Source organism: Acinetobacter sp. WC-141 (assembly GCF_000313935.1).
In the GTDB taxonomy this organism is placed as follows: domain Bacteria; phylum Pseudomonadota; class Gammaproteobacteria; order Pseudomonadales; family Moraxellaceae; genus Acinetobacter.
Map to the genome: position 1 here is coordinate 146,911 of NZ_AMSS01000014.1, position 22,102 is coordinate 169,012.

At 39.6% G+C, this 22,102-nt stretch carries 23 protein-coding genes, 1 rRNA gene and 1 pseudogene; 17 read left to right on the forward strand and 8 right to left on the reverse strand.

Going from position 1 to position 22,102, the window contains the following annotated elements; genetic code table 11:
- Positions 1 to 85 precede the first annotated feature (85 nt).
- From atpB to ACINWC141_RS02545, 9 genes are all read left to right on the forward strand, one after another.
- A complete protein-coding gene (gene atpB / locus ACINWC141_RS02505) occupies positions 86 to 961 on the forward strand; it encodes a F0F1 ATP synthase subunit A (RefSeq protein WP_009387400.1) in 876 nt (291 codons plus the stop codon).
- 84 nt (positions 962 to 1,045) lie between these two features.
- The gene (gene atpE, locus ACINWC141_RS02510; protein WP_000424060.1) at positions 1,046 to 1,291 is read left to right on the forward strand and encodes a F0F1 ATP synthase subunit C; all 246 of its coding nucleotides are present in this window, start codon (positions 1,046 to 1,048) and stop codon (positions 1,289 to 1,291) included.
- Between the two features lie 38 nt (positions 1,292 to 1,329).
- Positions 1,330 to 1,800, forward strand: coding sequence for a F0F1 ATP synthase subunit B (locus ACINWC141_RS02515; protein WP_009387442.1), 471 nt, complete (start codon positions 1,330 to 1,332; stop codon positions 1,798 to 1,800).
- 12 nt (positions 1,801 to 1,812) lie between these two features.
- A complete protein-coding gene (locus tag ACINWC141_RS02520) occupies positions 1,813 to 2,349 on the forward strand; it encodes a F0F1 ATP synthase subunit delta (RefSeq protein ID WP_004795294.1) in 537 nt (178 codons plus the stop codon).
- A 46-nt stretch (positions 2,350 to 2,395) separates the two neighbouring features.
- Complete coding sequence (gene atpA / locus ACINWC141_RS02525; protein ID WP_005037448.1) at positions 2,396 to 3,940, forward strand: F0F1 ATP synthase subunit alpha; 1,545 nt, start codon at positions 2,396 to 2,398, stop codon at positions 3,938 to 3,940.
- A 77-nt stretch (positions 3,941 to 4,017) separates the two neighbouring features.
- Positions 4,018 to 4,887: a F0F1 ATP synthase subunit gamma gene (gene atpG / locus ACINWC141_RS02530; RefSeq protein ID WP_002114131.1), complete on the forward strand. Its 870-nt coding sequence runs from the start codon at positions 4,018 to 4,020 to the stop codon at positions 4,885 to 4,887.
- Positions 4,888 to 4,917: 30 nt separating this feature from the next.
- Positions 4,918 to 6,312: a F0F1 ATP synthase subunit beta gene (gene atpD / locus ACINWC141_RS02535; protein ID WP_004795290.1), complete on the forward strand. Its 1,395-nt coding sequence runs from the start codon at positions 4,918 to 4,920 to the stop codon at positions 6,310 to 6,312.
- A gap of 17 nt (positions 6,313 to 6,329) precedes the next feature.
- On the forward strand, positions 6,330 to 6,749 hold the full coding sequence (locus ACINWC141_RS02540) for a F0F1 ATP synthase subunit epsilon (protein WP_002114076.1): 420 nt from the start codon (positions 6,330 to 6,332) through the stop codon (positions 6,747 to 6,749).
- Between the two features lie 154 nt (positions 6,750 to 6,903).
- On the forward strand, positions 6,904 to 7,386 hold the full coding sequence (locus ACINWC141_RS02545) for a DUF2846 domain-containing protein (protein WP_009387432.1): 483 nt from the start codon (positions 6,904 to 6,906) through the stop codon (positions 7,384 to 7,386).
- 52 nt (positions 7,387 to 7,438) lie between these two features.
- Here ACINWC141_RS02545 and ACINWC141_RS02550 read toward each other — a convergent pair whose 3' ends face one another.
- From ACINWC141_RS02550 to ACINWC141_RS02565, 4 genes are all read right to left on the reverse strand, one after another.
- Positions 7,439 to 8,035, reverse strand: coding sequence for a PM1805 family lipoprotein (locus ACINWC141_RS02550; protein WP_009387399.1), 597 nt, complete (start codon positions 8,033 to 8,035; stop codon positions 7,439 to 7,441).
- A 143-nt stretch (positions 8,036 to 8,178) separates the two neighbouring features.
- On the reverse strand, positions 8,179 to 8,724 hold the full coding sequence (locus ACINWC141_RS02555; RefSeq protein WP_009387460.1) for a glutathione peroxidase: 546 nt from the start codon (positions 8,722 to 8,724) through the stop codon (positions 8,179 to 8,181).
- Between the two features lie 121 nt (positions 8,725 to 8,845).
- Positions 8,846 to 9,610 (reverse strand): AraC family transcriptional regulator, encoded by a 765-nt coding sequence (locus ACINWC141_RS02560; protein WP_009387444.1) that lies wholly within the window; start codon positions 9,608 to 9,610, stop codon positions 8,846 to 8,848.
- Positions 9,611 to 9,631: 21 nt separating this feature from the next.
- Complete coding sequence (locus ACINWC141_RS02565; RefSeq protein ID WP_009387693.1) at positions 9,632 to 10,846, reverse strand: MFS transporter; 1,215 nt, start codon at positions 10,844 to 10,846, stop codon at positions 9,632 to 9,634.
- Positions 10,847 to 10,981: 135 nt separating this feature from the next.
- Between ACINWC141_RS02565 and ACINWC141_RS02570 the strand changes: the two genes are divergently transcribed.
- Complete coding sequence (locus tag ACINWC141_RS02570) at positions 10,982 to 11,635, forward strand: TetR/AcrR family transcriptional regulator (RefSeq protein WP_081399989.1); 654 nt, start codon at positions 10,982 to 10,984, stop codon at positions 11,633 to 11,635.
- Positions 11,636 to 11,739: 104 nt separating this feature from the next.
- Entirely contained in the window at positions 11,740 to 12,660 is a 921-nt protein-coding gene (locus ACINWC141_RS02575) for a DMT family transporter (protein ID WP_009387449.1), read from the forward strand.
- Between the two features lie 390 nt (positions 12,661 to 13,050).
- On the opposite strand, the gene tsaC is transcribed toward ACINWC141_RS02575, so the two are convergent.
- The 3 genes from tsaC to ACINWC141_RS02590 are packed head-to-tail and all read right to left on the reverse strand — an operon-like array spanning position 13,051 to position 15,979.
- The gene (gene tsaC, locus ACINWC141_RS02580; RefSeq protein ID WP_009387682.1) at positions 13,051 to 13,620 is read right to left on the reverse strand and encodes an L-threonylcarbamoyladenylate synthase type 1 TsaC; all 570 of its coding nucleotides are present in this window, start codon (positions 13,618 to 13,620) and stop codon (positions 13,051 to 13,053) included.
- A gap of 49 nt (positions 13,621 to 13,669) precedes the next feature.
- Positions 13,670 to 14,803 carry a DNA-processing protein DprA gene (gene dprA, locus ACINWC141_RS02585; protein WP_009387439.1) on the reverse strand — a complete coding sequence of 378 codons (1,134 nt, stop codon included), beginning with the start codon at positions 14,801 to 14,803 and terminating at the stop codon, positions 13,670 to 13,672.
- 21 nt (positions 14,804 to 14,824) lie between these two features.
- Positions 14,825 to 15,979, reverse strand: coding sequence for a LysM peptidoglycan-binding domain-containing protein (locus ACINWC141_RS02590; RefSeq protein ID WP_009387409.1), 1,155 nt, complete (start codon positions 15,977 to 15,979; stop codon positions 14,825 to 14,827).
- A 122-nt stretch (positions 15,980 to 16,101) separates the two neighbouring features.
- Between ACINWC141_RS02590 and def the strand changes: the two genes are divergently transcribed.
- The 4 genes from def to ACINWC141_RS02610 all read left to right on the forward strand — a co-directional run bounded on the left by def (position 16,102) and on the right by ACINWC141_RS02610 (position 19,549).
- On the forward strand, positions 16,102 to 16,632 hold the full coding sequence (gene def / locus ACINWC141_RS02595) for a peptide deformylase (RefSeq protein ID WP_004795267.1): 531 nt from the start codon (positions 16,102 to 16,104) through the stop codon (positions 16,630 to 16,632).
- A gap of 43 nt (positions 16,633 to 16,675) precedes the next feature.
- Positions 16,676 to 17,101 carry a DUF2946 family protein gene (locus ACINWC141_RS02600; protein WP_005309169.1) on the forward strand — a complete coding sequence of 142 codons (426 nt, stop codon included), beginning with the start codon at positions 16,676 to 16,678 and terminating at the stop codon, positions 17,099 to 17,101.
- Positions 17,102 to 17,173: 72 nt separating this feature from the next.
- Complete coding sequence (locus ACINWC141_RS02605; protein ID WP_009387376.1) at positions 17,174 to 19,288, forward strand: TonB-dependent copper receptor; 2,115 nt, start codon at positions 17,174 to 17,176, stop codon at positions 19,286 to 19,288.
- 54 nt (positions 19,289 to 19,342) lie between these two features.
- On the forward strand, positions 19,343 to 19,549 hold the full coding sequence (locus tag ACINWC141_RS02610; RefSeq protein WP_009387656.1) for a hypothetical protein: 207 nt from the start codon (positions 19,343 to 19,345) through the stop codon (positions 19,547 to 19,549).
- Between the two features lie 67 nt (positions 19,550 to 19,616).
- Here ACINWC141_RS02610 and ACINWC141_RS02615 read toward each other — a convergent pair whose 3' ends face one another.
- The gene (locus tag ACINWC141_RS02615; RefSeq protein ID WP_009387684.1) at positions 19,617 to 20,831 is read right to left on the reverse strand and encodes an oxygenase MpaB family protein; all 1,215 of its coding nucleotides are present in this window, start codon (positions 20,829 to 20,831) and stop codon (positions 19,617 to 19,619) included.
- Between the two features lie 88 nt (positions 20,832 to 20,919).
- On the opposite strand from ACINWC141_RS02615, the pseudogene ACINWC141_RS02620 reads away from it, so the two are divergent.
- Positions 20,920 to 21,490, forward strand: a pseudogene (locus tag ACINWC141_RS02620) (TetR/AcrR family transcriptional regulator).
- A gap of 518 nt (positions 21,491 to 22,008) precedes the next feature.
- Positions 22,009 to 22,102, forward strand: a 16S ribosomal RNA gene (locus ACINWC141_RS02625); the annotation flags it as partial.

Consider the following 22,102-nt stretch of genomic DNA (forward strand, 5'->3'; position numbering starts at 1 on the left):
TTTTTTGGAGGGTGGCGAGATATCGACAGTACGCCGATGTTCGTAGCCCTTCTTTTTAGTAATTGACATTGACCAGGTGTGATTTATGGCTGCTGAAGAACATGCCCTCACTTCGACAGAGTATATCAAGCATCACTTGACCAATATGACCTATGGCAAAATGCCAGACGGTACATGGAAATTGGCTGAGACTGCTGAAGAAGCTCATTCGATGGGGTTCACTGCAATTCACTTGGATTCAATGGGTTGGTCAATTGGCCTTGGTGTTATTTTCTGTTTGTTATTCTGGATGGTTGCGAAAGCTGCAAATGCAGGTGTTCCAACTAAATTCCAGTCTGCAATTGAAATGATCATTGAGTTTGTTGACTCAAGTGTCCGTGACACCTTTCATGGCAAATCACGTTTAATTGCTCCACTTGCTCTTACTATTTTCGTGTGGATTTTCCTCATGAACTTAATGGACTTGATTCCAGTTGACTGGATTCCTCAAGTTGCAGCATTTGTAGGTGCAAACGTATTTGGTATGAACCCTCACCACGTTTACTTCAAGATTGTTCCATCTACAGATCCAAACATTACCTTAGGTATGTCTTTATCTGTATTTGTACTTATCTTGTTCTACAGCATCCGCGAAAAGGGTGTTGGTGGTTTCGTTGGCGAGTTGGCACTTAACCCATTTAACCCAAGTAATCCAGTTGCAAAAGCGTTGCTTATTCCAGTGAACTTGATTTTGGAATTGGTAACATTCCTTGCTCGTCCGATTTCATTAGCTCTCCGACTATTCGGTAACATGTATGCTGGTGAGCTGATCTTTATCCTAATTGCTTTATTGCCGTTCTGGATTCAATGGGCGTTATCTGTGCCTTGGGCGATCTTCCACATTCTTGTAATCACGTTGCAGGCATTCATCTTTATGATGCTTACCATCGTTTACTTGAGCATGGCAAGCGAAAAACATTAATGGTATTGCCTAACTATCAAACGATGGTTGGGCTGAATTTTTTTAATTTAATTTGGTAATAACCTAACCTCTGAGGAATTTTTCATGGAACTCACTTTAGGTCTAGTTGCAATTGCATCTGCTATCTTGATCGCTTTCGGTGCTTTAGGTACTGCGATTGGTTTTGGTCTTTTGGGTGGTCGCTTTCTAGAAGCTGTTGCTCGTCAACCAGAATTGGCTCCACAACTTCAAACTCGTATGTTCTTAATCGCGGGTCTTCTTGATGCTGTGCCTATGATCGGTGTTGGTATTGGCTTGTTCTTCATCTTCGCTAATCCATTTGTAGGTTAATCATCTTAATTCCTAAATCCACTATTTGAGGAATTGCAATGAATATCAACCTCACATTGATTGGTCAAGCGATTGCGTTTGCATGCTTTGTTGCATTCTGCATGAAGTTTGTTTGGCCACCACTAATCAATGCGATTAGTGAGCGTCAGCGTAAAATTGCTGATGGCTTAAATGCAGCAGAAAAAGCGAAAGCTGACCTTGCCGATGCACAATCGCAAGTAAAGCAAGAGCTTGATGCAGCTAAAGCACAAGCGGCTCAATTGATCGAACAAGCGAACCGTCGTGCAGCACAATTGATTGAAGAAGCTCGTACTCAAGCTGCGGCTGAAGGTGAGCGTATTCGTCAACAGGCTAAAGAAGCTGTTGATCAAGAAATCAATTCTGCTCGCGAAGAATTACGTCAACAAGTAGCTGCTTTGGCAGTAACTGGCGCAGAAAAAATCCTGAACCAGCAAGTTGACGCAGATGCTCATAACGCCATGCTGTCACAGCTGGCTGCTAAACTTTAAGAGAGGCGAATCATGGCTGAACTCTTGACGTTGGCACGTCCGTATGCCAAAGCAGCATTTGCTTATGCTTCTGAGCAAGGTGCAACAGACAATTGGTCGAATGCGTTACAAGTGCTCAGTGCTGCGGTGCAAGACGAAGCATTTTCCGCTTATTTAAATCGCCCTGAACTTACTCCTGTGGAGCAAGTGAAGCTTTTTGCTAAAGTTTTAGGTGAAGGTCAATCTCAAGCAGTGTCTAACTTTTTGACACTCCTTGCAGATAATGATCGTTTAATGTTGTTACCTGAAATTGAAGCAGAATATGAACAGCTTAAATCACAGAATAACAACAATGTGGATGTCGTGATTGAATCGGCTTTCCCATTAACTGCTGAACAAGAACAATTGTTGAAATCTGCTTTAGAAAAGCGTTTCAACAGTACTGTAACTGTTTCAGTTGAAGTTAAACCTGAGCTTATTGCAGGTGTTGTAATTCGTGCAGGCGATCAAGTGATAGATGATTCTGCGCTTAACAAGCTTGAAAAAATGCGTACTCGTCTTCTTGCATAATGCAAATGATGAAGACTGAACTAATAAAAGATTGAGGAATAGCGCAATGCAACAACTGAATCCATCCGAGATCAGTGCGCTCATTAAACAGCGTATCAGCGATCTGGACACCAGCGCGACCGCTAAAAACGAAGGTACCATTGTTATGGTATCCGACGGTATCGTGCGCATTCACGGTCTTGCTGATGCAATGTACGGTGAAATGATCGAATTTGACGGCGGCTTATTTGGTATGGCACTGAACCTAGAACAGGATTCAGTGGGTGCCGTTGTCTTAGGTAACTACTTAAGCCTTCAAGAAGGTCAAAAAGCTCGTTGTACAGGTCGTGTACTTGAAGTTCCAGTGGGTCCGGAACTTCTTGGCCGTGTTGTCGACGCTTTGGGTAACCCAATTGATGGTAAAGGCCCAATTGATGCAAAATTAACTGATGCTGTTGAAAAAGTAGCACCAGGCGTAATTTGGCGTCAATCTGTAGACGAACCTGTTCAAACTGGTTATAAATCAGTTGATACCATGATTCCTGTGGGTCGTGGTCAGCGTGAGTTGATTATTGGTGACCGTCAAACTGGTAAAACAGCGATGGCGATCGATGCGATTATCGCTCAGAAAAATTCTGGCATTAAATGCGTATACGTTGCGATTGGTCAAAAACAATCAACAATTGCAAACGTTGTACGTAAGCTAGAAGAAACTGGCGCTATGGCGTATACAACTGTTGTCGCTGCTGCGGCTGCTGATCCTGCTGCAATGCAGTATTTAGCTCCGTACTCTGGCTGTACAATGGGTGAATACTTCCGTGACCGCGGTGAAGACGCTCTTATTATTTATGATGATTTGTCTAAGCAAGCAGTTGCTTATCGTCAAATTTCATTACTTTTACGTCGTCCACCAGGTCGTGAAGCGTATCCGGGTGACGTATTCTATCTTCACTCACGTCTTCTTGAACGTGCTTCTCGTGTATCTGCTGATTACGTTGAGAAATTCACTAATGGCGCAGTAACTGGTAAAACTGGTTCTTTAACTGCATTGCCAATTATTGAAACTCAAGCAGGTGACGTATCTGCATTCGTACCAACGAACGTAATTTCGATTACTGACGGTCAGATCTTCTTAGAAACATCATTATTCAACGCAGGTATTCGTCCTGCTGTGAACGCGGGTATCTCTGTATCTCGTGTTGGTGGTTCTGCACAAACTAAGATCATCAAAAAATTGTCTGGTGGTATCCGTACTGCATTAGCGCAATACCGTGAATTGGCTGCGTTTGCTCAGTTCGCTTCTGACCTTGATGAAGCAACTCGTAAACAACTTGAACATGGTCAACGTGTAACTGAGTTAATGAAGCAAAAGCAATATGCTCCTTACTCAATTGCTGACCAAGCTGTTTCTGTTTATGCATCTAACGAAGGCTACATGGCTGACGTAGAAGTTAAGAAAATCGTAGACTTTGATGCTGCGTTAATTTCTTACTTCCGCTCAGAATATGCTCCGTTGATGAAACAAATCGATGAAACTGGTGATTACAACAAAGACATCGAAGCAGCAATCAAAGCAGGTATTGAAAGCTTTAAAGCGACTCAAACTTACTAAGTTCAGTTTTAGTTAAGTTTGGTTCACGGATCAACCTTCGGAAGCTCGAAAGAGCTTTCGAATACTAGGTTAAGCGTATGGCAAATTTAAAAGAAATTCGCGCCAAAGTAGCTAGTATCAAGAGCACGCAAAAGATTACTCGCGCGATGCAAATGGTAGCTGCTTCTAAAATGCGTCGTGCGCAAGAGCGCATGGCTCAGGGCCGTCCGTATGCCGATAATATGCGCCGTGTAATTGCTCACTTGGTCCAAGCAAACCCTGAATATAAACACCGTTATATGGTTGACCGCCCAGTTAAGCGTGTTGGCTATATCGTAGTGTCTTCAGATCGTGGTTTGGCAGGTGGCTTGAACATTAACTTGTTCAAGAAAGTTGTGCAGCATGTCAAAGCACAACAACAGCAGTCAATTGAAGTTGAATTTGCTTTAATTGGTCAAAAAGCGGTTTCGTTTTTTAAGAATTACGGCGGTAAAGTGCTTGGTGCAACTACCCAACTTGGCGATGCGCCGAGTTTGGAACAGTTAACTGGCTCAGTTCAAGTTATGCTTGATGCATTTGATAAAGGCGAATTAGATCGTATCTACCTCGTATCAAATGGCTTTGTTAATGCAATGACTCAGCAGCCTAAAGTAGAACAACTTGTTCCTTTAGCACCAGCAGAAGAAGGCGATGATCTCAACCGTACTTATGGTTGGGACTATATCTACGAACCAGAAGCAGAAGAATTGTTAAATGGTTTGTTGGTTCGCTATATCGAGTCTATGGTTTATCAAGGTGTGATTGAAAACGTTGCATGTGAGCAGTCAGCTCGTATGGTCGCGATGAAAGCAGCGACAGACAACGCAGGACAACTGATTAAAGACCTACAACTCATTTACAACAAGCTGCGTCAAGCCGCGATTACTCAGGAAATTTCCGAGATCGTTGGCGGTGCCGCTGCCGTTTAACATTATTAAGTTTGAATTGAGGAGACAGCAATGAGTAGCGGTCGTATCATTCAGATCATCGGCGCGGTTATCGACGTCGAGTTTGAGCGCAATAGCGTTCCTAAGATCTATGACGCTCTCCAAGTTGACGGTACTGAAACTACATTAGAAGTTCAGCAACAGCTTGGCGATGGTGTTGTTCGTACCATCGCAATGGGTTCTACAGAAGGTCTTAAACGTGGCCTTAACGTAACCAGCACAAATGCACCGATTTCTGTTCCAGTAGGTCCAGCTACGCTTGGTCGTATCATGGACGTTTTGGGTCGCCCGATTGATGAAGCAGGTCCTGTTGCGACTGAAGAGCGTTTGCCGATTCACCGCGAAGCACCTTCTTATGCTGAACAAGCAGCTTCTACTGATCTTTTAGAAACTGGTATTAAAGTAATTGACTTACTTTGCCCGTTTGCGAAAGGTGGTAAAGTTGGTTTATTCGGTGGTGCGGGTGTTGGTAAAACCGTTAACATGATGGAGTTGATCAACAACATCGCGAAAGCTCACTCAGGTTTATCTGTGTTTGCTGGTGTTGGTGAGCGTACTCGTGAAGGTAACGACTTCTATCACGAAATGAAAGATTCTAACGTTCTTGACAAAGTAGCAATGGTCTACGGTCAGATGAACGAGCCACCAGGTAACCGTTTACGCGTAGCGTTAACTGGTTTGACTATGGCTGAATACTTCCGTGATCAAAAAGACGAAAATGGTAAAGGTCGTGACGTATTATTATTCGTCGACAACATCTACCGTTATACACTTGCAGGTACTGAAGTATCAGCATTGTTAGGTCGTATGCCATCTGCTGTAGGTTACCAACCTACACTTGCAGAAGAAATGGGTGTTCTTCAAGAGCGTATTACGTCTACTAAATCTGGTTCGATCACATCGATCCAAGCAGTATACGTACCTGCCGATGACTTAACAGATCCATCGCCTGCAACTACATTTGCTCACTTAGATGCAACAGTAGTATTGAGCCGTGACATCGCATCTTCTGGTATCTATCCAGCGATCGATCCACTTGACTCAACTTCACGTCAGTTAGACCCATTAGTTGTTGGTCAAGAGCATTATGAAATTGCTCGTTCTGTACAGAACGTATTGCAACGTTATAAAGAGCTTAAAGACATTATCGCAATCTTGGGTATGGATGAGTTAGCTGAAGAAGATAAATTGGTTGTTTACCGTGCGCGTAAAATCCAACGTTTCTTCTCTCAACCATTCCACGTAGCTGAAGTGTTTACTGGCGCTCCTGGTAAATTAGTACCACTTAAAGAAACGATTCGTGGCTTTAAAGGTCTATTAGCTGGTGAATACGATCACATCCCAGAACAAGCGTTCTATATGGTTGGTGGTATTGACGAAGTGATTGCTAAAGCTGAGAAACTCTAATTTAAGGAGATCATCTCATGGCGACTATGCAATGTGATGTCGTAAGTGTTAAAGAGTCTATTTACTCTGGCGCAGTGACGATGTTAATCGCGAAAGGTGCTGGTGGTGAGCTTGGTATTTTACCAGGACACGCTCCACTCGTAACCTTGCTTCAACCGGGCCCGATTCGTGTTCAGTTGGAAAATGGTACAGAAGAAATCGTCTATGTATCTGGCGGTGTTTTAGAAGTTCAACCTCATGTTGTAACGGTTCTTGCAGATACTGCAATTCGTGCAGACAATTTGGATGAAGCTGCAATTTTAGAAGCACGTAAAAATGCTGAACAATTGCTTGCAAACCAAAAGAGTGATTTGGACTCAGCTGCTGCGTTGGCTGCCTTGGCAGAAACAGCTGCACAGCTTGAAACTATCCGTAAAATCAAAAACCGCGCACTCTAAGTGTCGGTTTGAGATAAAAAAGCCACCGTAAGGTGGCTTTTTTTATTGTAATTTTTAGGTAGAAAATAAATTAATATTTTTATTTAAAATAATATATTTTTAATGTAAATTCGCATTTCAAAACTTAAATCATCATAAATAAGAGACACTTAAAATGAATATCAAATATTGGTTACCTATTCTTGTTTCTACTGCTTTTGTTGGCTGTGCATCAGTACCACAGGCCAATCCGCAGTTAGCTCAGCAAGCAAAACAATTAAAAGCACCAACAAATGGAAATGCGGTAATTTATGTATATCGCTCTAACAATGTAGTAGGTAGTGCTTTGAAAAAAGATGTCTGGGTTGATGGGGAGTGTTTAGGAGAAACGGCACGAGGTATTTTCTTTTATAAAGAAGTTACTGCTAATGAAGAACATACTGTTTCAACCGAATCAGAATTTTCTCCAAATCATTTGAAGTTTAAAACGGAGGCAGGGAAAAATTATTTTGTACAACAATACATTAAACCAGGCGTTTTTGTAGGTGGGGCTAACTTAAAATTAGTAGATGATACACAAGGTCAAAAAGCAATTAGTGAATACCATTTAGCTGAAACAGGTAAATGTAGTAAAACAACAATAGTACTTGCTAAATAAACGATAAAAAGCCACCGTAAGGTGGCTTTTTTTTTATGATATGGATTTTAGATTAAGGGTCAGTTTTTGAATCTGGCTTCTCATCTCCAGCCATAATCATAGCGGCGAGTTTAACCATATCCATTTGAATGGTATTTAGCTGTTTTTCAATTTGGTCAAAATTGATTTGATCTAATTTTCCATTTAGCAAGGGCATGCTTAGAGCTTGTTGATTAGCATGTAATAAGCTTTGGCGAATATTTTCAATTTCCTGACTCTTGATATCTAAAGTGAGTAGAGCTTGATTTAAACCTTGTAACTGCTGTTTTAAAGTTGTGACAGTTGTTTTTAATTCATTTTTATTTTTATCTTGAATCGCTTGTTCAACGTCAAGTTGAGTGTCTTTAAGCTGTTCAACATAATCTCCAGCTTTAAGCTGTAAATTAGCAGCATCTCGAACCATATAAAAAATATTGCCGCTTTTGAATTCAGTTTTGCTAGGGGCAATATCTGATTCTTGTCGTTCAATCGCTTGATCAGATGCCTGTTCACTTATTTCAGTATTTTCTTGTTCAGTAGCATGGTCTTGTGCTTGATCACACCCGAGTAAAAGCATGCCTGAGGCAAAAATTACAAAAGGAAGAAATGCACCCTGTAAAACTTTTTTCATAACTACAAACAACATCAAATAAAGCAAATAGGTACTATAGGCATAAAATATGGAGAAAGATTGTATTTTTGCAAACAAACAACACTTTGACCAGATAATAAAAAAGAGCGTAAGAAACGCTCTTTTTCACGTTTTTTAAAACGTTATTTTGCTAACTCTGCTTCAACTGCTTTAACGATTTGTTCATCATCCGCAGTCAGGTTTGGAGCAAAACGAGCCACGACTTCGCCATTTTTATTAATTAAGAATTTTTCGAAGTTCCATAAAACTTCTGGAGCTGGATTAGTTGGAATACCTAAACCCTCTAAGCGCTCACGGAAAGGCCCTTCACCAGTACGTTCTGGTTGAGCTACTGTCAAAGTTTCATAGAGTGGGTGCTTATCTTCACCTGCAACAGATACTTTAGAAAATAAAGGGAAATGAACATCATAATTTAATGAACAAAATTGCTGAATTTCTTCATCAGAGCCCGGCTCTTGCTCTTTAAAATTATTTGCAGGGAAACCTAAAATTTCAAGACCTTGATCTTTTTTTGCTTGATAAAGTTTTTCTAAGCCTTCGTATTGTGGAGTTAAACCACATTTAGAAGCAGTGTTTACAATAAGTAGAACTTTGCCTTTATATTGTTCAAGATCAACCGTTTCGCCTGAAATGGCTTTTACTGGAATGTGATATACAGATTGTGTCATGAGTCTTTCCTAAAGATTGTAATTGATATCAAGTAACGCATTTGTTTTAACTGCTATTGGGGGGGAGTGCAATAATATTCGTGTTCAAAAAAGAAAAAGATTTTAAAAGATAAACTGGATTCTAGTTATTTCTAATTTGAATAGGCGTTTGGCCAGTGTAGCGTTTAAAAAACTCGATAAAACTTGAGCTATGTTGGTAACCTAAATCGTATGCTAAACGCTTGATAGGCGTCCCTTGGCGAATCTGATGAATAGCATAAACAATTTTGGCTCGATTTCTCCATTCAGATAGAGAAAGCTGAAGCTCTTGTTGACTCAATCGTAATAAGTGGCGATCACTGACCGAGAATTCTTGAAGTAACTGCTGTAACGAATGATCAAAAAGTAATGGGTCTGAAAGTTTTTCTAAAATAGGCAATAAAACAGGATGCCGCGTTTGCGGTAAATAATGTGAATAGGCAGGAGCTTGTTTGAGTTGATCGAATAAAACTTGTAAAAGATGTTCTAAATATTCAGGTTTTTCAGATTGTTTTTGCTGTTCGAGAATTTGTAAAACTAGGGTACGCAGAAAAGGTTGAATACTGAAGCATCGACAGATATCTCCTAAAATAGAGCATAGACGAGGGTGCAAACGAATACAGATATAGTGTATTTCATGGTCGATATGAGTAGATTGATGAACAGTTTGAGGTGGAATCCAAAGTCCATAACTCGGTGGTGACAAATATATTTGTTCTTCTATCTGCATTTCTAAAATGCCATTTAAACTGAAATTAAAATCACCCCATAAAGAGGCATGAGGACGAACGATATCTTCTTTTTGATATAGAAATTCATGAACTTCTATACTGTTTAATAAAGAAAATTGTTGGTCCTCATTTTTCATCTATATGCTCTGACTAATATTTTAATTTTCACAGGTTGCTTTAGGATTGTTTAAGCCCTTTGCTAAGGTAAAAGTACTTACGAGTGCTAAAGCAACAAAGCTTAATACGCTATAAATTAAAGTATTTTCATTGAAATGATCAACCACATATCCACCTAATAATGAACCTGTCGCAATCATGACCTGAAACATACCTACAAAAAGAGGCATACCTTTTTCAACTGCATGTGGCGCATGTACAAACATCCAGATATTTGCTGAGGTAGGGAAAGCACCAAATGCGAATCCCCATAAAGCTGTTAAGACAATAGCACCAAATTCATGAATGGCAAAAAGTGGGAATCCAAAAAATACAATTGCAAAACAAGCACTAACAAAGGCAAGTGTATACCGGACATTTAAATTACCACTATATCCAGCAAACGTATTTCCGAAAATACCTGCAATTCCATAGAGCAATAGTAAGGAACTAATCGTTGTACCATTGAAGCCTGCAATATTTTTGAAGAAAGGTGCTAAATAGCTATATGCACAAAAATGAGCGAGACCAATAAGTAAAACAATTAACATACCACTACGTGCTTTAGGCGTACGTAATAATGCTGGTAAGTCCCTCATATGGATTGGCGAGTCTGGAACAAGTTTAGGTAGAAAGATTAATTGTAAGATTAAAACAATTAAGCCAATTCCTGCTGTAATTCCAAAAGCACTACGCCAGCCATAAAATTCACTTAACCATGTTCCAATAGGTACACCTAAAACTGTAGCAAAAGTTACACCTGCCATCACTACAGCTGTTGCTTTTGCAATAGGAAGATGTGAGGGAGCTAATTTCCCACTTAAAGCAATTGCTGTCGCCCAGAATCCCCCAATCGAAATTCCTAAAATTAAGCGACTGAGCAATAAAATATGAAAGTTTTCTGCAAAGGCAGTAATGGTATTGGCGATAACCATAATTGCTGTGAGTAAAATGAGGACATAGCGTCGATCAAGTTGTTTCACGGAAACAGGTAGTAGAGGGGCGGCAATTGCAGCCATAATGCCGGGTACAGTAATAATAAGACCTGCTGTACCTACAGAAATATTTAAATCTGTTGCAACACTATTTAAAACACCAACAGGTAAAAATTCACTTGTTACTAATGCAAATGCTGCAATGGCAACGGCCAAAATGGCAAACCAGCTTCCTTGAGAGGAGGTTGTGGGTCGCGCTTTAGAGATAGAAGATTGGTCCATAGGAAATCCTTACTTGGCTAAATTTGGAGTGAAGAAAGGCAATTTATTAATTAACTAACGATCATTATGAAAATAAAATAGTTGATAAAAAATCGAACGTCAATTAATTTAATAACGATTGTTATAAAAATAGATGTGATCTTTATGACAAATAGGCATGAAACGAATTTAGCTGTTACAGAAGACGCGCTGAAAAAAAAGCGTGGACGTCCTAAATGCTTCGATGAACAACAGGTTTTGCAAAAAGCAATGTTGCTCTTTTGGGAGCATGGTTATGAAGCAACGTCTATTAGTGATTTAACGCAAGCTTTGGAAATTACGGCGCCAAGCTTATACAGTGCTTTTGGTGACAAAGCAGGATTGTTTTATAAAAGTATTGATTACTATTTAGCTCATGAAGCTTGTCCTATTGAAACTATCTTTTTAGAGGCGAAAACAGCAAAAATTGCTTTTGAACTTTATTTGTACGATAACGTTAAACGTCTTGTCCAACCAAATAAACCGGCTGGTTGTATGTTGGTCGTTGCTGCCATGAATTGCTCTGACGCGACTCAAGATGTACAGCAAAATTTATTAGATAAGCGCATAAAGACGAAAGAAAAATTACTAAAGCGTCTTGAGCAAGGGGTAGAGCAGGGTGATTTATCTGCTAATGCTCCTCTGCAAGAAATGACAGATTTTTATGCGACTGTGATTCAAGGGTTAACAATTCAGGCAAGAGACGGTGCCAGTACAGAGCAATTGCATAAAGTTGTGGAGCATGCTGTGAAGACTTGGACATTATTCTAGAAAAAGAAGATGTCCTAAGTTCAATATCAATGTCGTAAATACGATATTTCAATTTATTAAGACATTCTTCAAAATAAAATCTCTTTTGTAGATGGTGCATTACTATGAGTCAGGTCATGAAATATCACAAATGGGCATTTATTTTTCCCATTTTGGCAGTACTGATTTGGTCTTTGAATATTGTAGTCACCCGCTATGTCTCGGATTATATCTCTCCGGTAAGCATCAGTTTTTACCGATGGTTAATCGCTTTTATTATTTTGACTCCATTTATGTTTTTGCCTGTTTGGAGACAAAGACAACTAATAAAACCATATCTGCCTAAGCTGGCTGTGTTAAGTGCATTTGGGATGGTGCTTTATCAAGGACTTGCTTATACGGCTGCCCATTATACCAGTGCAACTAATATGGGAATTGTGAATGCATTTATTCCCATCTTTACGATCTTCGTTTCGCTTGCCATTTTGAAAGATGTGCCTAATCGATTTGCAGTTTTTGGCAGTATTTTGTCTTTTGCAGGTTTGCTCTATGTTATGTCCCAAGGAGATATTGGCCACCTATTAAGTTCTGGTGGACATCTTGGTGATGCATTAATGATTATTGCAGTATTCTTCTATGCATTTTATGGAGTTTTTCTTAAGAAGTGGCAGCTGCCTCTGCCAATCATGACGAGCTTATATGTTCAGATTGGTTTTTCTGTTGTGTTTCATCTTCCCTTAATTTTCTGGTTCGGACTTGACGCTCTAAATGCAGAAAATGCGCCAAGTGCTATTTACGCGGGTGTGTTTGCTTCACTCATTGCCCCTCTAGTTTGGATGTTGGCTGTCCAACAACTCGGTCCTAATAGAACTAGTATTTTTATGAACTTAGTTCCTGTTTTTACTGCAATCATTGCGAGTGTCTGGTTGTCTGAGCAGTGGACCATTTATCACACTTTAGGTGGGGTAATAATTTTAACTGGTATCGTTATGGCTCAAAAGAAGACTGGTTCTAAAAAGAGTGAACTCATACAAGAGCAAAACTAAAGTGAGTAAAAAAACTATGGCATATTTTGAAAAAAATTGATGAAAATATGCCATTTTTTTCTTAGTTAAAGTTTTTCTATATGATTTATAAATAGTTTATAAAAAAAGGTTGTAATATAAATATTAAAAAATCCGAGTAAAAATATTAATATAATTTTAATTTTTAAGCGGAAAATCGTAAATTCCCTACACTTTTCATGCTTTTTTTAGAGAAATAATATATTTCTCTCATAGGGTTCCTTGCCACATAATAGCGACCACCACGAAAGATGCTGTTTTCTACAAATTTTCTTTCGTTGCCGAGATATCCAAACCCTCTGGATGCGGTATATACCCATCCTTTTTTATGCTCAGTTATCCCTATATAACTGAGCTTTTTTTTGTCTAAAATTAGGCGCGAATAATCTCTCCAGTGAGAGCGTTAATGATTCTACTTGGTTGCTGACTTTGGCCTAAGTCGCCATTGAGATAGTTTAATTGTGAACCAAAGTATTGGCAGGCATCTTGTAGTGAATGAGCAGGTTCTTGACCACTTGGGTTCGCACTCGTCGAGACAATAAAACCATGAAAAGCATTGCATAATGCCACACACAAAGGATGTGTAGTGACTCGAACAGCAACAAGTGGATGTTCACCTTTAATCCAAGAAGGAATGTGTTCGCCAGCAGGTAAGAGCCAAGTTGTGGCTCTTTCAGAAGGTTGGTGATTCGTCCAACAATCAATAATTTCTTGTTGAGTCGCTTGAGGTAAAGACGTCAGCAGGTGTTCGACTTGGCTAATATGGCCTGCTAATAAAATGACCCCCTTTTCAATAGGTCTTTGTTTCAGCTCTAGAATTTTTTGGAAAGCTTGCTCATTAAAAGGGTCGCAACCTAGTCCCCAAACTGCCTCAGTTGGATACGCCAAGACTTGACCTTGTTGTAAACTTTCGGCTGCTTCGGTAACTGAGGTGGTAATCATGATAATACTCTTCCTTTTAATCAGACAGAATTGCTATTGCGCTCCAGCACTAAGAGCGACAACGTAAATACAGCCCTGATTGTTGCATACATAAACCGAGTAGTTCTAGTTCCATGAGTGAAGAGGTGAGTTCTGCCACAGGTTGAGAGTGATGTATGACAAGCTGGTCAATATTTTGTCCGACCCAGTCTAGAGACTGATAAAGATTGATTAAATGCTCTGGAATTTCTGGGGCGTAAGAAATTACCACCTCCTCAGTTAGGTTTTGTTGCTGACTTTGCCATTGGGTGGGTAAAGCAAGGTCTTCAATAATCTGTTCAGGATGATCGACTAAAATGGCTCCCTCACGGATGAGTTGATGACAGCCCTGATGAAACTCACTGTAAATGTGGCCAGGAATAGCAAATACGGTTTTACCTTGCTCAGCAGCTTTATTGGCAGTAATCAGTGAGCCACTTTTTAAAGTCGCTTCTACGACGAGCACTCCTAAACTCAGACCGCTGACAATTCGGTTTCTACGAGGGAAATGCTGTTGTAATGGTAGTGTGCCGGGTAAAAACTCAGTAATGATGGCGCCGTTTTGAGCCAAGATCTGTTCTGCAAGTTTTTTATTTTGAGCAGGGTAAGTAGTGTCTAAACCTGTTCCCGTTACTGCAATAGTACGTTGATGTGCTGAAGCTCCTTGATGGGCAGCTTCATCAATCCCATATGCCAAACCACTACTTACATAAAATCCTTTTTCACTTAAGTAATAGGCAAAATCATAAGCAACCTGACGACCATGTGGGCTTGGTTTTCGACTACCGACAATCGCAATTTGTGGTTGCAATAAAGCTTGAGCTTGGCCTTTTCCAAAAATGATGGGTGGATGGTCTGTGTATGGTAGCAATTGCGTAGGGTAGCCAGAGTCATCTGTAGTTAAAATAAAGTCAGTATATTTCTGGATCTGCTCAATCAGTTTTTCAAACTGAGCTTGACCTTGAGTAGTTTGAAATTCATCTACGCGTTTTAAATGATTAGCATGTAACCCGAGATTGCGCCATTGAGATAACCCAGCAGGTTGGATCGCTTTTTCACAGCTACCAAAATAATTGACAATTTTTTTGAAGCTAACTAATGAGTGTTGCACCAAATACCACACTTTAAGTGTGTGGTAATGGTGTGAAGTAAGTTGAGTAAGCATTGTAAGGGGTTATATCCAGCGTTAATCATCAAAACGAGGTGGCTGAATAGTCGAACCTACTTTAATAGGTAAGTCACTTTCTAATACGTAGGCATAGCTAAGCTGATCAAAGGTTCTAAAAACCATCAGACTACCAATTTGTTGTCCTGGTAACTGTATTGGTTCTTTGGTTTTAGGGTCTCGAATGGTCTCACCTTTTTGAGTAATATCAAAAACTTGTCCTACTTGAATCCCTTGTGCTGTACCTCGGTCCAAAGTTACAACACTATTTTTGGCAGCAGTGCCAATTGATCCCATTACACGAATGATTTTGCCGCCATCTGGCACTTGAGTAGCGTCCACTGGATAAAATAAAGTAGGCAATGTGGCATCTTCTTCTGGCATAACCCGATCGCCACGGCGTACTTCAGAATTATAGCTATCAGTTAACTCAAGCGTTGTTATGTCCTTTTCAGAAGAGATCGCAATCCCTGAGGCAACTTGTTGCAGTTCAATACCTAGACTGTGCTTTTTACCTTTGCTGTCTGTGAAATAGTAAGGTTCGCCTTCACGGTAGACGGCATAACGTTGACCGTCAATTAAACCTTGTCCGCGTGCATAAATGGTTTGACCTTTTGCTGCAAGGACGCGCTGATCGGCAGTTCCTACAACATAAGGGGTATGTTCAATTGCGTCGGCTGGCAGAATAGTGCTGTGTTCTAACCACTGTTTGATATGTTCAAGCGGAATAACAGGTACATTATCGTTAAGCGATTCCACACGAACTTGAGGTTGCAAGTTTGTCATTTGGCCTGTGTAGCGACGAATAATGCCAACGCAACCATCTCCCTCATCTTTACCGATCAATGGTCGACCCGCTAAACTGCATAACAACAATCGGTCACCAGGATAAATCCAGTGTGGATTTTTGACATGTTGATTATTTGCCCAGATTTCTGGCCAGCGCCAAGGTTTACTTAGGAAATGACCGGAAATATCCCACAGCGTATCTCCGCGTTTTACAACGTAGACATGTGGTGCATTGCTTTTTAGAGAGGGTGGATTATGGTTCGGACTAGCAGCATGAACCTCTGCTACTGTACCCATTGCAACCCCTGTAAAAAGTGCGAAAGCAAGTAAATGCTTTTTTATCCCCAAAGCATGAAATTCAACCATGCCGTTAAAAACCTTTTTCATTATGATAATTCCTAAAAATTATGCGTGCAGATGCGTTATAATATGCGGCTAACACACAATTTTTCGATGAAGTATTTCCTTCATTTGGTTTTTCAATCAATGGCATAAGTGAGGACGTCAGTATGGCCTTATTACCTATTTTAAGTTTTCCTGATCCCCGTCTTCGTACCATTGCTAAGCCTGTTGAAGAAGTTACTGATGAAATTCGTCAACTTGCAGCAGATATGCTTGAAACCATGTATGCCGCACCCGGTATTGGTTTAGCAGCTTCACAGGTAGATCGTCATATTCAGTTAATCGTTATAGATTTATCTGAAGCTAAAGATGAACCCTTGGTTTTTATTAACCCCAAAATCACTCCACTGACAGAAGATAAGCAGCAGTACGAAGAAGGCTGCCTATCGGTGCCACAAATATACGACAAAGTTGAGCGCCCGTCACGTGTGAAAATTGAGGCAATTAACCTTGAAGGTCAAGCATTTGAGATAGAAGCTGATGGACTTCTCGCTGTTTGTATCCAACATGAAATGGATCACTTAAATGGCAAATTATTTGTGGATTATTTGTCGCCACTTAAACGTCAACGTGCTCGAGAAAAAGTCGAAAAAGTTGTTCGTCAACGTGAGCGTGAAAAAGTTGCAGTAAAACGTTAAAAATTTCTATTCTTGAAACATTAATATAGTGTGGATGTGATTTTTGGTTTTTCGTAGTGGTTTACTGCTTGCATGTGCAGCAGTATTTTTACAGGTTGCGGTATTTCTACAGCCGCTATTACCGAAGCAATATCAAATTGCTCCGGTCTGTGAAACTATTACTCGTGCTTTGCTTAAACCCAAAGCACAGATGGAAACCATGTCACATACCATGCATTCACATCATGAACATCATATTGAACAGGCACAAGCTTCTGGGCAACATGATCATCATGATGCAAATCACCAGTGTCAATATTGTACCGTCTATGCCAATCTGGTTTTACCACCTGAATTTGGTGTAAAAGAAGTTTTAGTCCGCATACAAGTCCGCTTAGTTGCCTATCAACAAGCATTTCGACATGTTTACTTTGCGCTACAGCGACTTTTCCTACTCCCGCAAGGGCGCGCACCGCCTCTATTTGCATAAATAAAAGCAATTTTTTGTTGGGGTCTTAACTGACTTCAATATCACTTTATTTATGTTTTAGAGCGTATAAAAATGCCACATTCTAAATTCTTATTACAGCCTCTATGGGTTGCGATGCTTGCTGTCTCTCATTCGGGTCTAGTTTTTGCTGATTCAGAAAAAAATGATGTTGATACCAAAACACTTCACTCATTAGCACCTATTGTTGTTACAGCACAACAAGGTAACGATGCAAATGGTCTGATTGTACATGCAGACCCGAAACAGCCCATTCAGCCAGTACCTGCTACAGATGGCGCAGACTATCTACAAAGTATTATGGGTTTTAACTCAATACAAAGCGGTGGAACAAATGGTGATGTGACCTTTCGAGGCATGTTTGGTTCACGCATCAAAATTTTGACAGATGGAACAGAAAACCTAGGTGCATGTCCAAACCGTATGGATGCTCCAACTTCGTATATCTCTCCAGAAAGTTATGATCGTATTTCTGTCATTAAAGGTCCACAAACTGTTCAATATGCCAATACAGGTTCTGCTGCGACTGTTCTTTTTGAACGTCAGCCTGAGAAGCTCACCTCTGAAAAACCTTATCGTGGACAAGCAAGTGTCTTATTGGGTTCATATGGACGTATTGACCATAACGTTGAGGCGGCAATTGGCGATGAAAAGAAATACATCCGTTTAAATGCCAACCGTTCAGAGTCTAATAGTTATCAAGATGGTGATGGCAATACTGTGCCTTCAGCATGGAAAAAGTGGAATGCTGATGTAGCACTTGGCTTCACTCCAGATGAAAACACTTGGATCGAGCTCACGGGTGGGAAATCTGATGGTGAATCGCTTTATGCTGGGCGTTCAATGGATGGTTCTCAGTTTGCGCGTGAAAGCTTAGGGCTACGTTTTGAAAAGAAAAACATCACTGATGTCATTAAGAAAATTGAAGGGCAGGTGAACTACAGCTATAACGACCATATTATGGATAACTTTAGCTTACGTACTCCGCCATTAGTTGAAATGAACCATGGTGGTATGACCATGCTGATGCCGAACGCGATGGCAATGCAGGTAACGCGCCGTACATTAAACTCACGTTTGGCCATGACTTCTGAATGGAATAAGTGGAGTTTGATTACAGGTGTAGATTCTCAATTTAATAAACATGGTGGAAGCATGTCATCGCCAAATATGCCTTCTATGAATGTTCCATATCGTCAAGATATGCGTTTTCAATCATATGGTGCTTTTGGTGAGCTTGGTTATCAATGGAACGATCTCAACAAACTGGTCACAGGTGTGCGTTTAGATCGAGTCACAGTTGAAGATGAACGTGCCGACTCTCAAGCACAAGGCTTTAACACCAAACTTGAAAAAACTTTACCAAGTGCATTTGTACGCTGGGAAAATCAACATCCTGAGCATGACCTAAAAAGCTATATCGGTTTAGGTTATGTAGAGCGTATGCCTGATTATTGGGAGCTTTTCTCGCCTAAACACGGTAATGCTGGCTCAACCAATACTTTTAACGGTGTGAATCCTGAGAAAACATTACAGTTGGATCTGGGCTTCCAGCAGCAACATGGTGCTTTAAATACATGGGCTTCTGCTTATGCAGGCTTAGTAGATGACTACATTTTAATGAGTTATCACCATCATCCAAGTACTGGAATGGATGGGCATGACATGAGCCATGATATTACTGCGGGTGCCAAAAATGTCGATGCAACCATTGCAGGCGCGGAAGCGGGTATTGGATATCAGTTTACCGACCATATTCAGGCAGATTTAAGTGCTATGTATGCGTGGGGTAAAAACACCACAGATGACAAACCGCTACCTCAAATTTCCCCTTTAGAAGGCCGCTTAAATATTCGCTATGTAGCTGACAAATATAACTTAGGTCTGTTGTGGCGAGCTGTTGCTGAGCAAAACCGCGTGAGTCTACATCAAGGTAACATCGTGGGATATGACCTAAAACCAAGTAAAGGTTTTTCAACTCTTTCTTTAAATGGAAGTTACAACCTTCGTAAAGATATTGATGTCTCTGTTGGTGTCGATAACGTATTAGATAAAACCTATACCGAACACTTAAACAAAGCGGGTAGTGCAGGCTTTGGATTTGCGAGCGAAGAGCAGTTCAACAATATCGGAAGAAATTACTGGGTTCGTATGAGCATGAAGTTTTAATAAGCCGTAGCGAATGAAATGAACTGAAAATATTAATTTAAAGAGAGAAATGAAATGACAAATAAATTATCGCCTGAACAATCTTGGTGGGGATGGAGGTTACTTATTGTGGCTTCTATCTTGAGTTTATTGTTTATGATTATTTTTTACTTGGCCATCAATAATGAACCTGACTACATGCCAAGTCAAAAAAAGAAGCAGATGATAGAGTCACACGAGCAAATGAATCACGCTGAAATGCACAGTTCATCAGCCCAATAAGTTCCTTAATATTTGAAAATGGAAGTCTAATTAACGGGCTTCCATTTTTATTTTTAGGTTTTAAAAATTATTGATGCATACTCGCTAAGGTTTTTGCTTTACCTTGATTCTGATAAAGCGTTAAGCCAAGTTTTTGTATATTTCGGCCTGATTTAGATAAAAACTTTTCAACTTTTGGTGAAAGCTTTGCACCATTATAAAGTAGTGAATTACGCACAATTAGATAATAAGCAAACCATGAAGCAGACTGCTGAGGCAATCCAAGTAGTTTCATTCTTTTCTTACCAATAAAAAATTGGGTTAGTTCTAAATGTTGTCGATATGCAAGCTTCTGCTGCAAAGAACGCAAATGCAGATATTTTCTCTCAAAAGGCTCTTTAGATAAACTTGATCCTAATTCAATACTGCTGTGATCAGAGCGAGGGTGAGCAAACTGCATCCAGTACAGTAATCGCCAGCCTTCAGATTCAGATTGAATAAGCCATTTTTCATCAATACCCATTAACCAGCCAACATAACGCCAAAAATGTAAAAAACTCTTAGCTTCTTGTTTCGTCGGCCATACACCTAAAGCTCTAATACCGAGTAAAACTACACTGCTAAAAGCCAAATTAGTCATTGCCAAATCAAATTGATTAAGAGGAATTCCCCAAATTTCACTATCCCAACGATCAGACTTTTTCAATTGTCGGCGAACAAGAGCATGAATAAACCGAACATAAATGGTTGATGTAAAACCTGAACTTAAACGAGAAAGCCCCTGAGGTTCAGTAATATCAACCCACCATTTTGTAGTTTCTGCTAAACGAGTACCCGCTTGTTTATTTAATGCACCTGTTAAAATTAGAGGCTGATTAAATCCCGGATATAAATATCCCGCCATCAAAGATAAATCTCTAAGGATAAAACCATTATTTATTCCTAAACGATGAGTAAATTTAATAGCCTCATCAATTTGGCGCTGGTCTAACCATTCAGGCTTTTGTTCAATGTAATTAAAGAAATTTTCTAACTCAGTAGGTATTGGCTCAGATAGATCATCGCGGCCTTGAAATAATACTTTCTTGAAAATCATTCGGTGACCTTTGGGGTTTTGCATAACCCAATCAATCACCTTATCCATTTCAACGTCCCCTTCACAAAGAGCACGTTGTAAAGATGCATATTCTGTATAGTTTGGTTGAGCTGGTTTTTCGCAACAGATATTTAAAAACTGAGTAAAGAAATTACTGTCTTGCATGTCATTAAAAGAAGCAAGTCGAGTTGGGCTAATCGTTTGCATATCGTTACTTACTTATTGAACTGAATAATAAATAGGCTAATATGAATAATTATTCGCATTCAATTCGCATTTAACGAATAAACAACCGATGAGAAAAGCTCCGCAGCAACAGCGTTCAAAAATTATTGTTGACCATATTTTAGAGGCGACACAACACTGTATTGCCCAATATGGATTACTACATACCACAACTCCTAAAATTGCAGAGAAATCTGGAGTAAGTGTAGGTTCGATTTACCAATACTTTGAGAATAAAGATCAAATCATAGAAGAACTATTACGCCGTAAAAGCGAACTATTAGGTCATCAACTCAAAGAATTAGTTATGCAGCAAGAAAATATTCCTTTAGACCTGCTCATCCCCTTGGCTATAGAGCTAGGATTTAATGCATTAAAAGCCGATCATGGATTTTTTATAGAAGTGCTAAAACATTGGCATAACTATAACCATTCGCAAGCTGCTCAGATTTTAGAAAAGCATTTTTTTGAAGTAGGGCTATATACATTTAATAAAAATCCTCATCAGTGGGACTTCGAACAAGTGAAGCATAAATCCTTTGTAATTATTAATAGTACGCTTTTTACGATGATGCGCTATGTGAGTCAGAATAATTTTCTTATATCAGAACAACAACTTAAGCGAGAATTGTCGAGCATGATATTAGCTTATTTAGGTCAAAAATAAATAATTAAAATAATTATTAATATAAAACAATAGGTTAAATAGGTTGTTGATTTAAAAGTGAACGCTCAAGTCATAAGTTTCTAATTTTCGCTTGCAAAGGGTTATTAATCCTCTATAATGCACATCCATCGGCGGTGATGCAGATAGAAACTTGTTGAAAAACAGTTACTTGGAATTGAGTTGATTGCTTTAAGTGATGAATTTGATGGGAAGTTGGTTTAGAGATTAAGTTTTAAAAATATCGAAATTACCTGTTGACTTTTAAGAGATTAAGAGTAATATAGCCGACCTAGCTTGCTGGTGACGAACCAGGAAGAAGATCATTAAGAGAATTGAAGAACAACTTGTGTGGATTTTTACTGATTGATTAATCGAAATATTATCATTGATTGATTGGTTTAAATTACTCGAAGTTTATTTGAGCGAAATTTAAGTCAGAAAATTATGAGCCAGAATTGGCACCTTGTCTTTAATAAGGTGCAAAATGATTTTTAACTGAAGAGTTTGATCATGGCTCAGATTGAACGCTGGCGGCAGGCTTAACACATGCAAGTCGAGCGGGGTGATGGTGCTTGCACTATCACTT

What these genes read in the sequence shown, in the direction of transcription:
- atpB (WP_009387400.1), top strand. Translation starts at nt 86, where the DNA reads ATGGCTGCTGAAGAACATGCCCTCACTTCGACAGAGTATATCAAGCAT.
- atpE (WP_000424060.1), top strand. Translation starts at nt 1,046, where the DNA reads ATGGAACTCACTTTAGGTCTAGTTGCAATTGCATCTGCTATCTTGATC.
- ACINWC141_RS02515 (WP_009387442.1), top strand. Translation starts at nt 1,330, where the DNA reads ATGAATATCAACCTCACATTGATTGGTCAAGCGATTGCGTTTGCATGC.
- ACINWC141_RS02520 (WP_004795294.1), top strand. Translation starts at nt 1,813, where the DNA reads ATGGCTGAACTCTTGACGTTGGCACGTCCGTATGCCAAAGCAGCATTT.
- atpA (WP_005037448.1), top strand. Translation starts at nt 2,396, where the DNA reads ATGCAACAACTGAATCCATCCGAGATCAGTGCGCTCATTAAACAGCGT.
- atpG (WP_002114131.1), top strand. Translation starts at nt 4,018, where the DNA reads ATGGCAAATTTAAAAGAAATTCGCGCCAAAGTAGCTAGTATCAAGAGC.
- atpD (WP_004795290.1), top strand. Translation starts at nt 4,918, where the DNA reads ATGAGTAGCGGTCGTATCATTCAGATCATCGGCGCGGTTATCGACGTC.
- ACINWC141_RS02540 (WP_002114076.1), top strand. Translation starts at nt 6,330, where the DNA reads ATGGCGACTATGCAATGTGATGTCGTAAGTGTTAAAGAGTCTATTTAC.
- ACINWC141_RS02545 (WP_009387432.1), top strand. Translation starts at nt 6,904, where the DNA reads ATGAATATCAAATATTGGTTACCTATTCTTGTTTCTACTGCTTTTGTT.
- ACINWC141_RS02550 (WP_009387399.1), bottom strand. Translation starts at nt 8,035, where the DNA reads ATGAAAAAAGTTTTACAGGGTGCATTTCTTCCTTTTGTAATTTTTGCC.
- ACINWC141_RS02555 (WP_009387460.1), bottom strand. Translation starts at nt 8,724, where the DNA reads ATGACACAATCTGTATATCACATTCCAGTAAAAGCCATTTCAGGCGAA.
- ACINWC141_RS02560 (WP_009387444.1), bottom strand. Translation starts at nt 9,610, where the DNA reads ATGAAAAATGAGGACCAACAATTTTCTTTATTAAACAGTATAGAAGTT.
- ACINWC141_RS02565 (WP_009387693.1), bottom strand. Translation starts at nt 10,846, where the DNA reads ATGGACCAATCTTCTATCTCTAAAGCGCGACCCACAACCTCCTCTCAA.
- ACINWC141_RS02575 (WP_009387449.1), top strand. Translation starts at nt 11,740, where the DNA reads ATGAGTCAGGTCATGAAATATCACAAATGGGCATTTATTTTTCCCATT.
- tsaC (WP_009387682.1), bottom strand. Translation starts at nt 13,620, where the DNA reads ATGATTACCACCTCAGTTACCGAAGCAGCCGAAAGTTTACAACAAGGT.
- dprA (WP_009387439.1), bottom strand. Translation starts at nt 14,803, where the DNA reads ATGCTTACTCAACTTACTTCACACCATTACCACACACTTAAAGTGTGG.
- ACINWC141_RS02590 (WP_009387409.1), bottom strand. Translation starts at nt 15,979, where the DNA reads ATGAAAAAGGTTTTTAACGGCATGGTTGAATTTCATGCTTTGGGGATA.
- def (WP_004795267.1), top strand. Translation starts at nt 16,102, where the DNA reads ATGGCCTTATTACCTATTTTAAGTTTTCCTGATCCCCGTCTTCGTACC.
- ACINWC141_RS02605 (WP_009387376.1), top strand. Translation starts at nt 17,174, where the DNA reads ATGCCACATTCTAAATTCTTATTACAGCCTCTATGGGTTGCGATGCTT.
- ACINWC141_RS02610 (WP_009387656.1), top strand. Translation starts at nt 19,343, where the DNA reads ATGACAAATAAATTATCGCCTGAACAATCTTGGTGGGGATGGAGGTTA.
- ACINWC141_RS02615 (WP_009387684.1), bottom strand. Translation starts at nt 20,831, where the DNA reads ATGCAAACGATTAGCCCAACTCGACTTGCTTCTTTTAATGACATGCAA.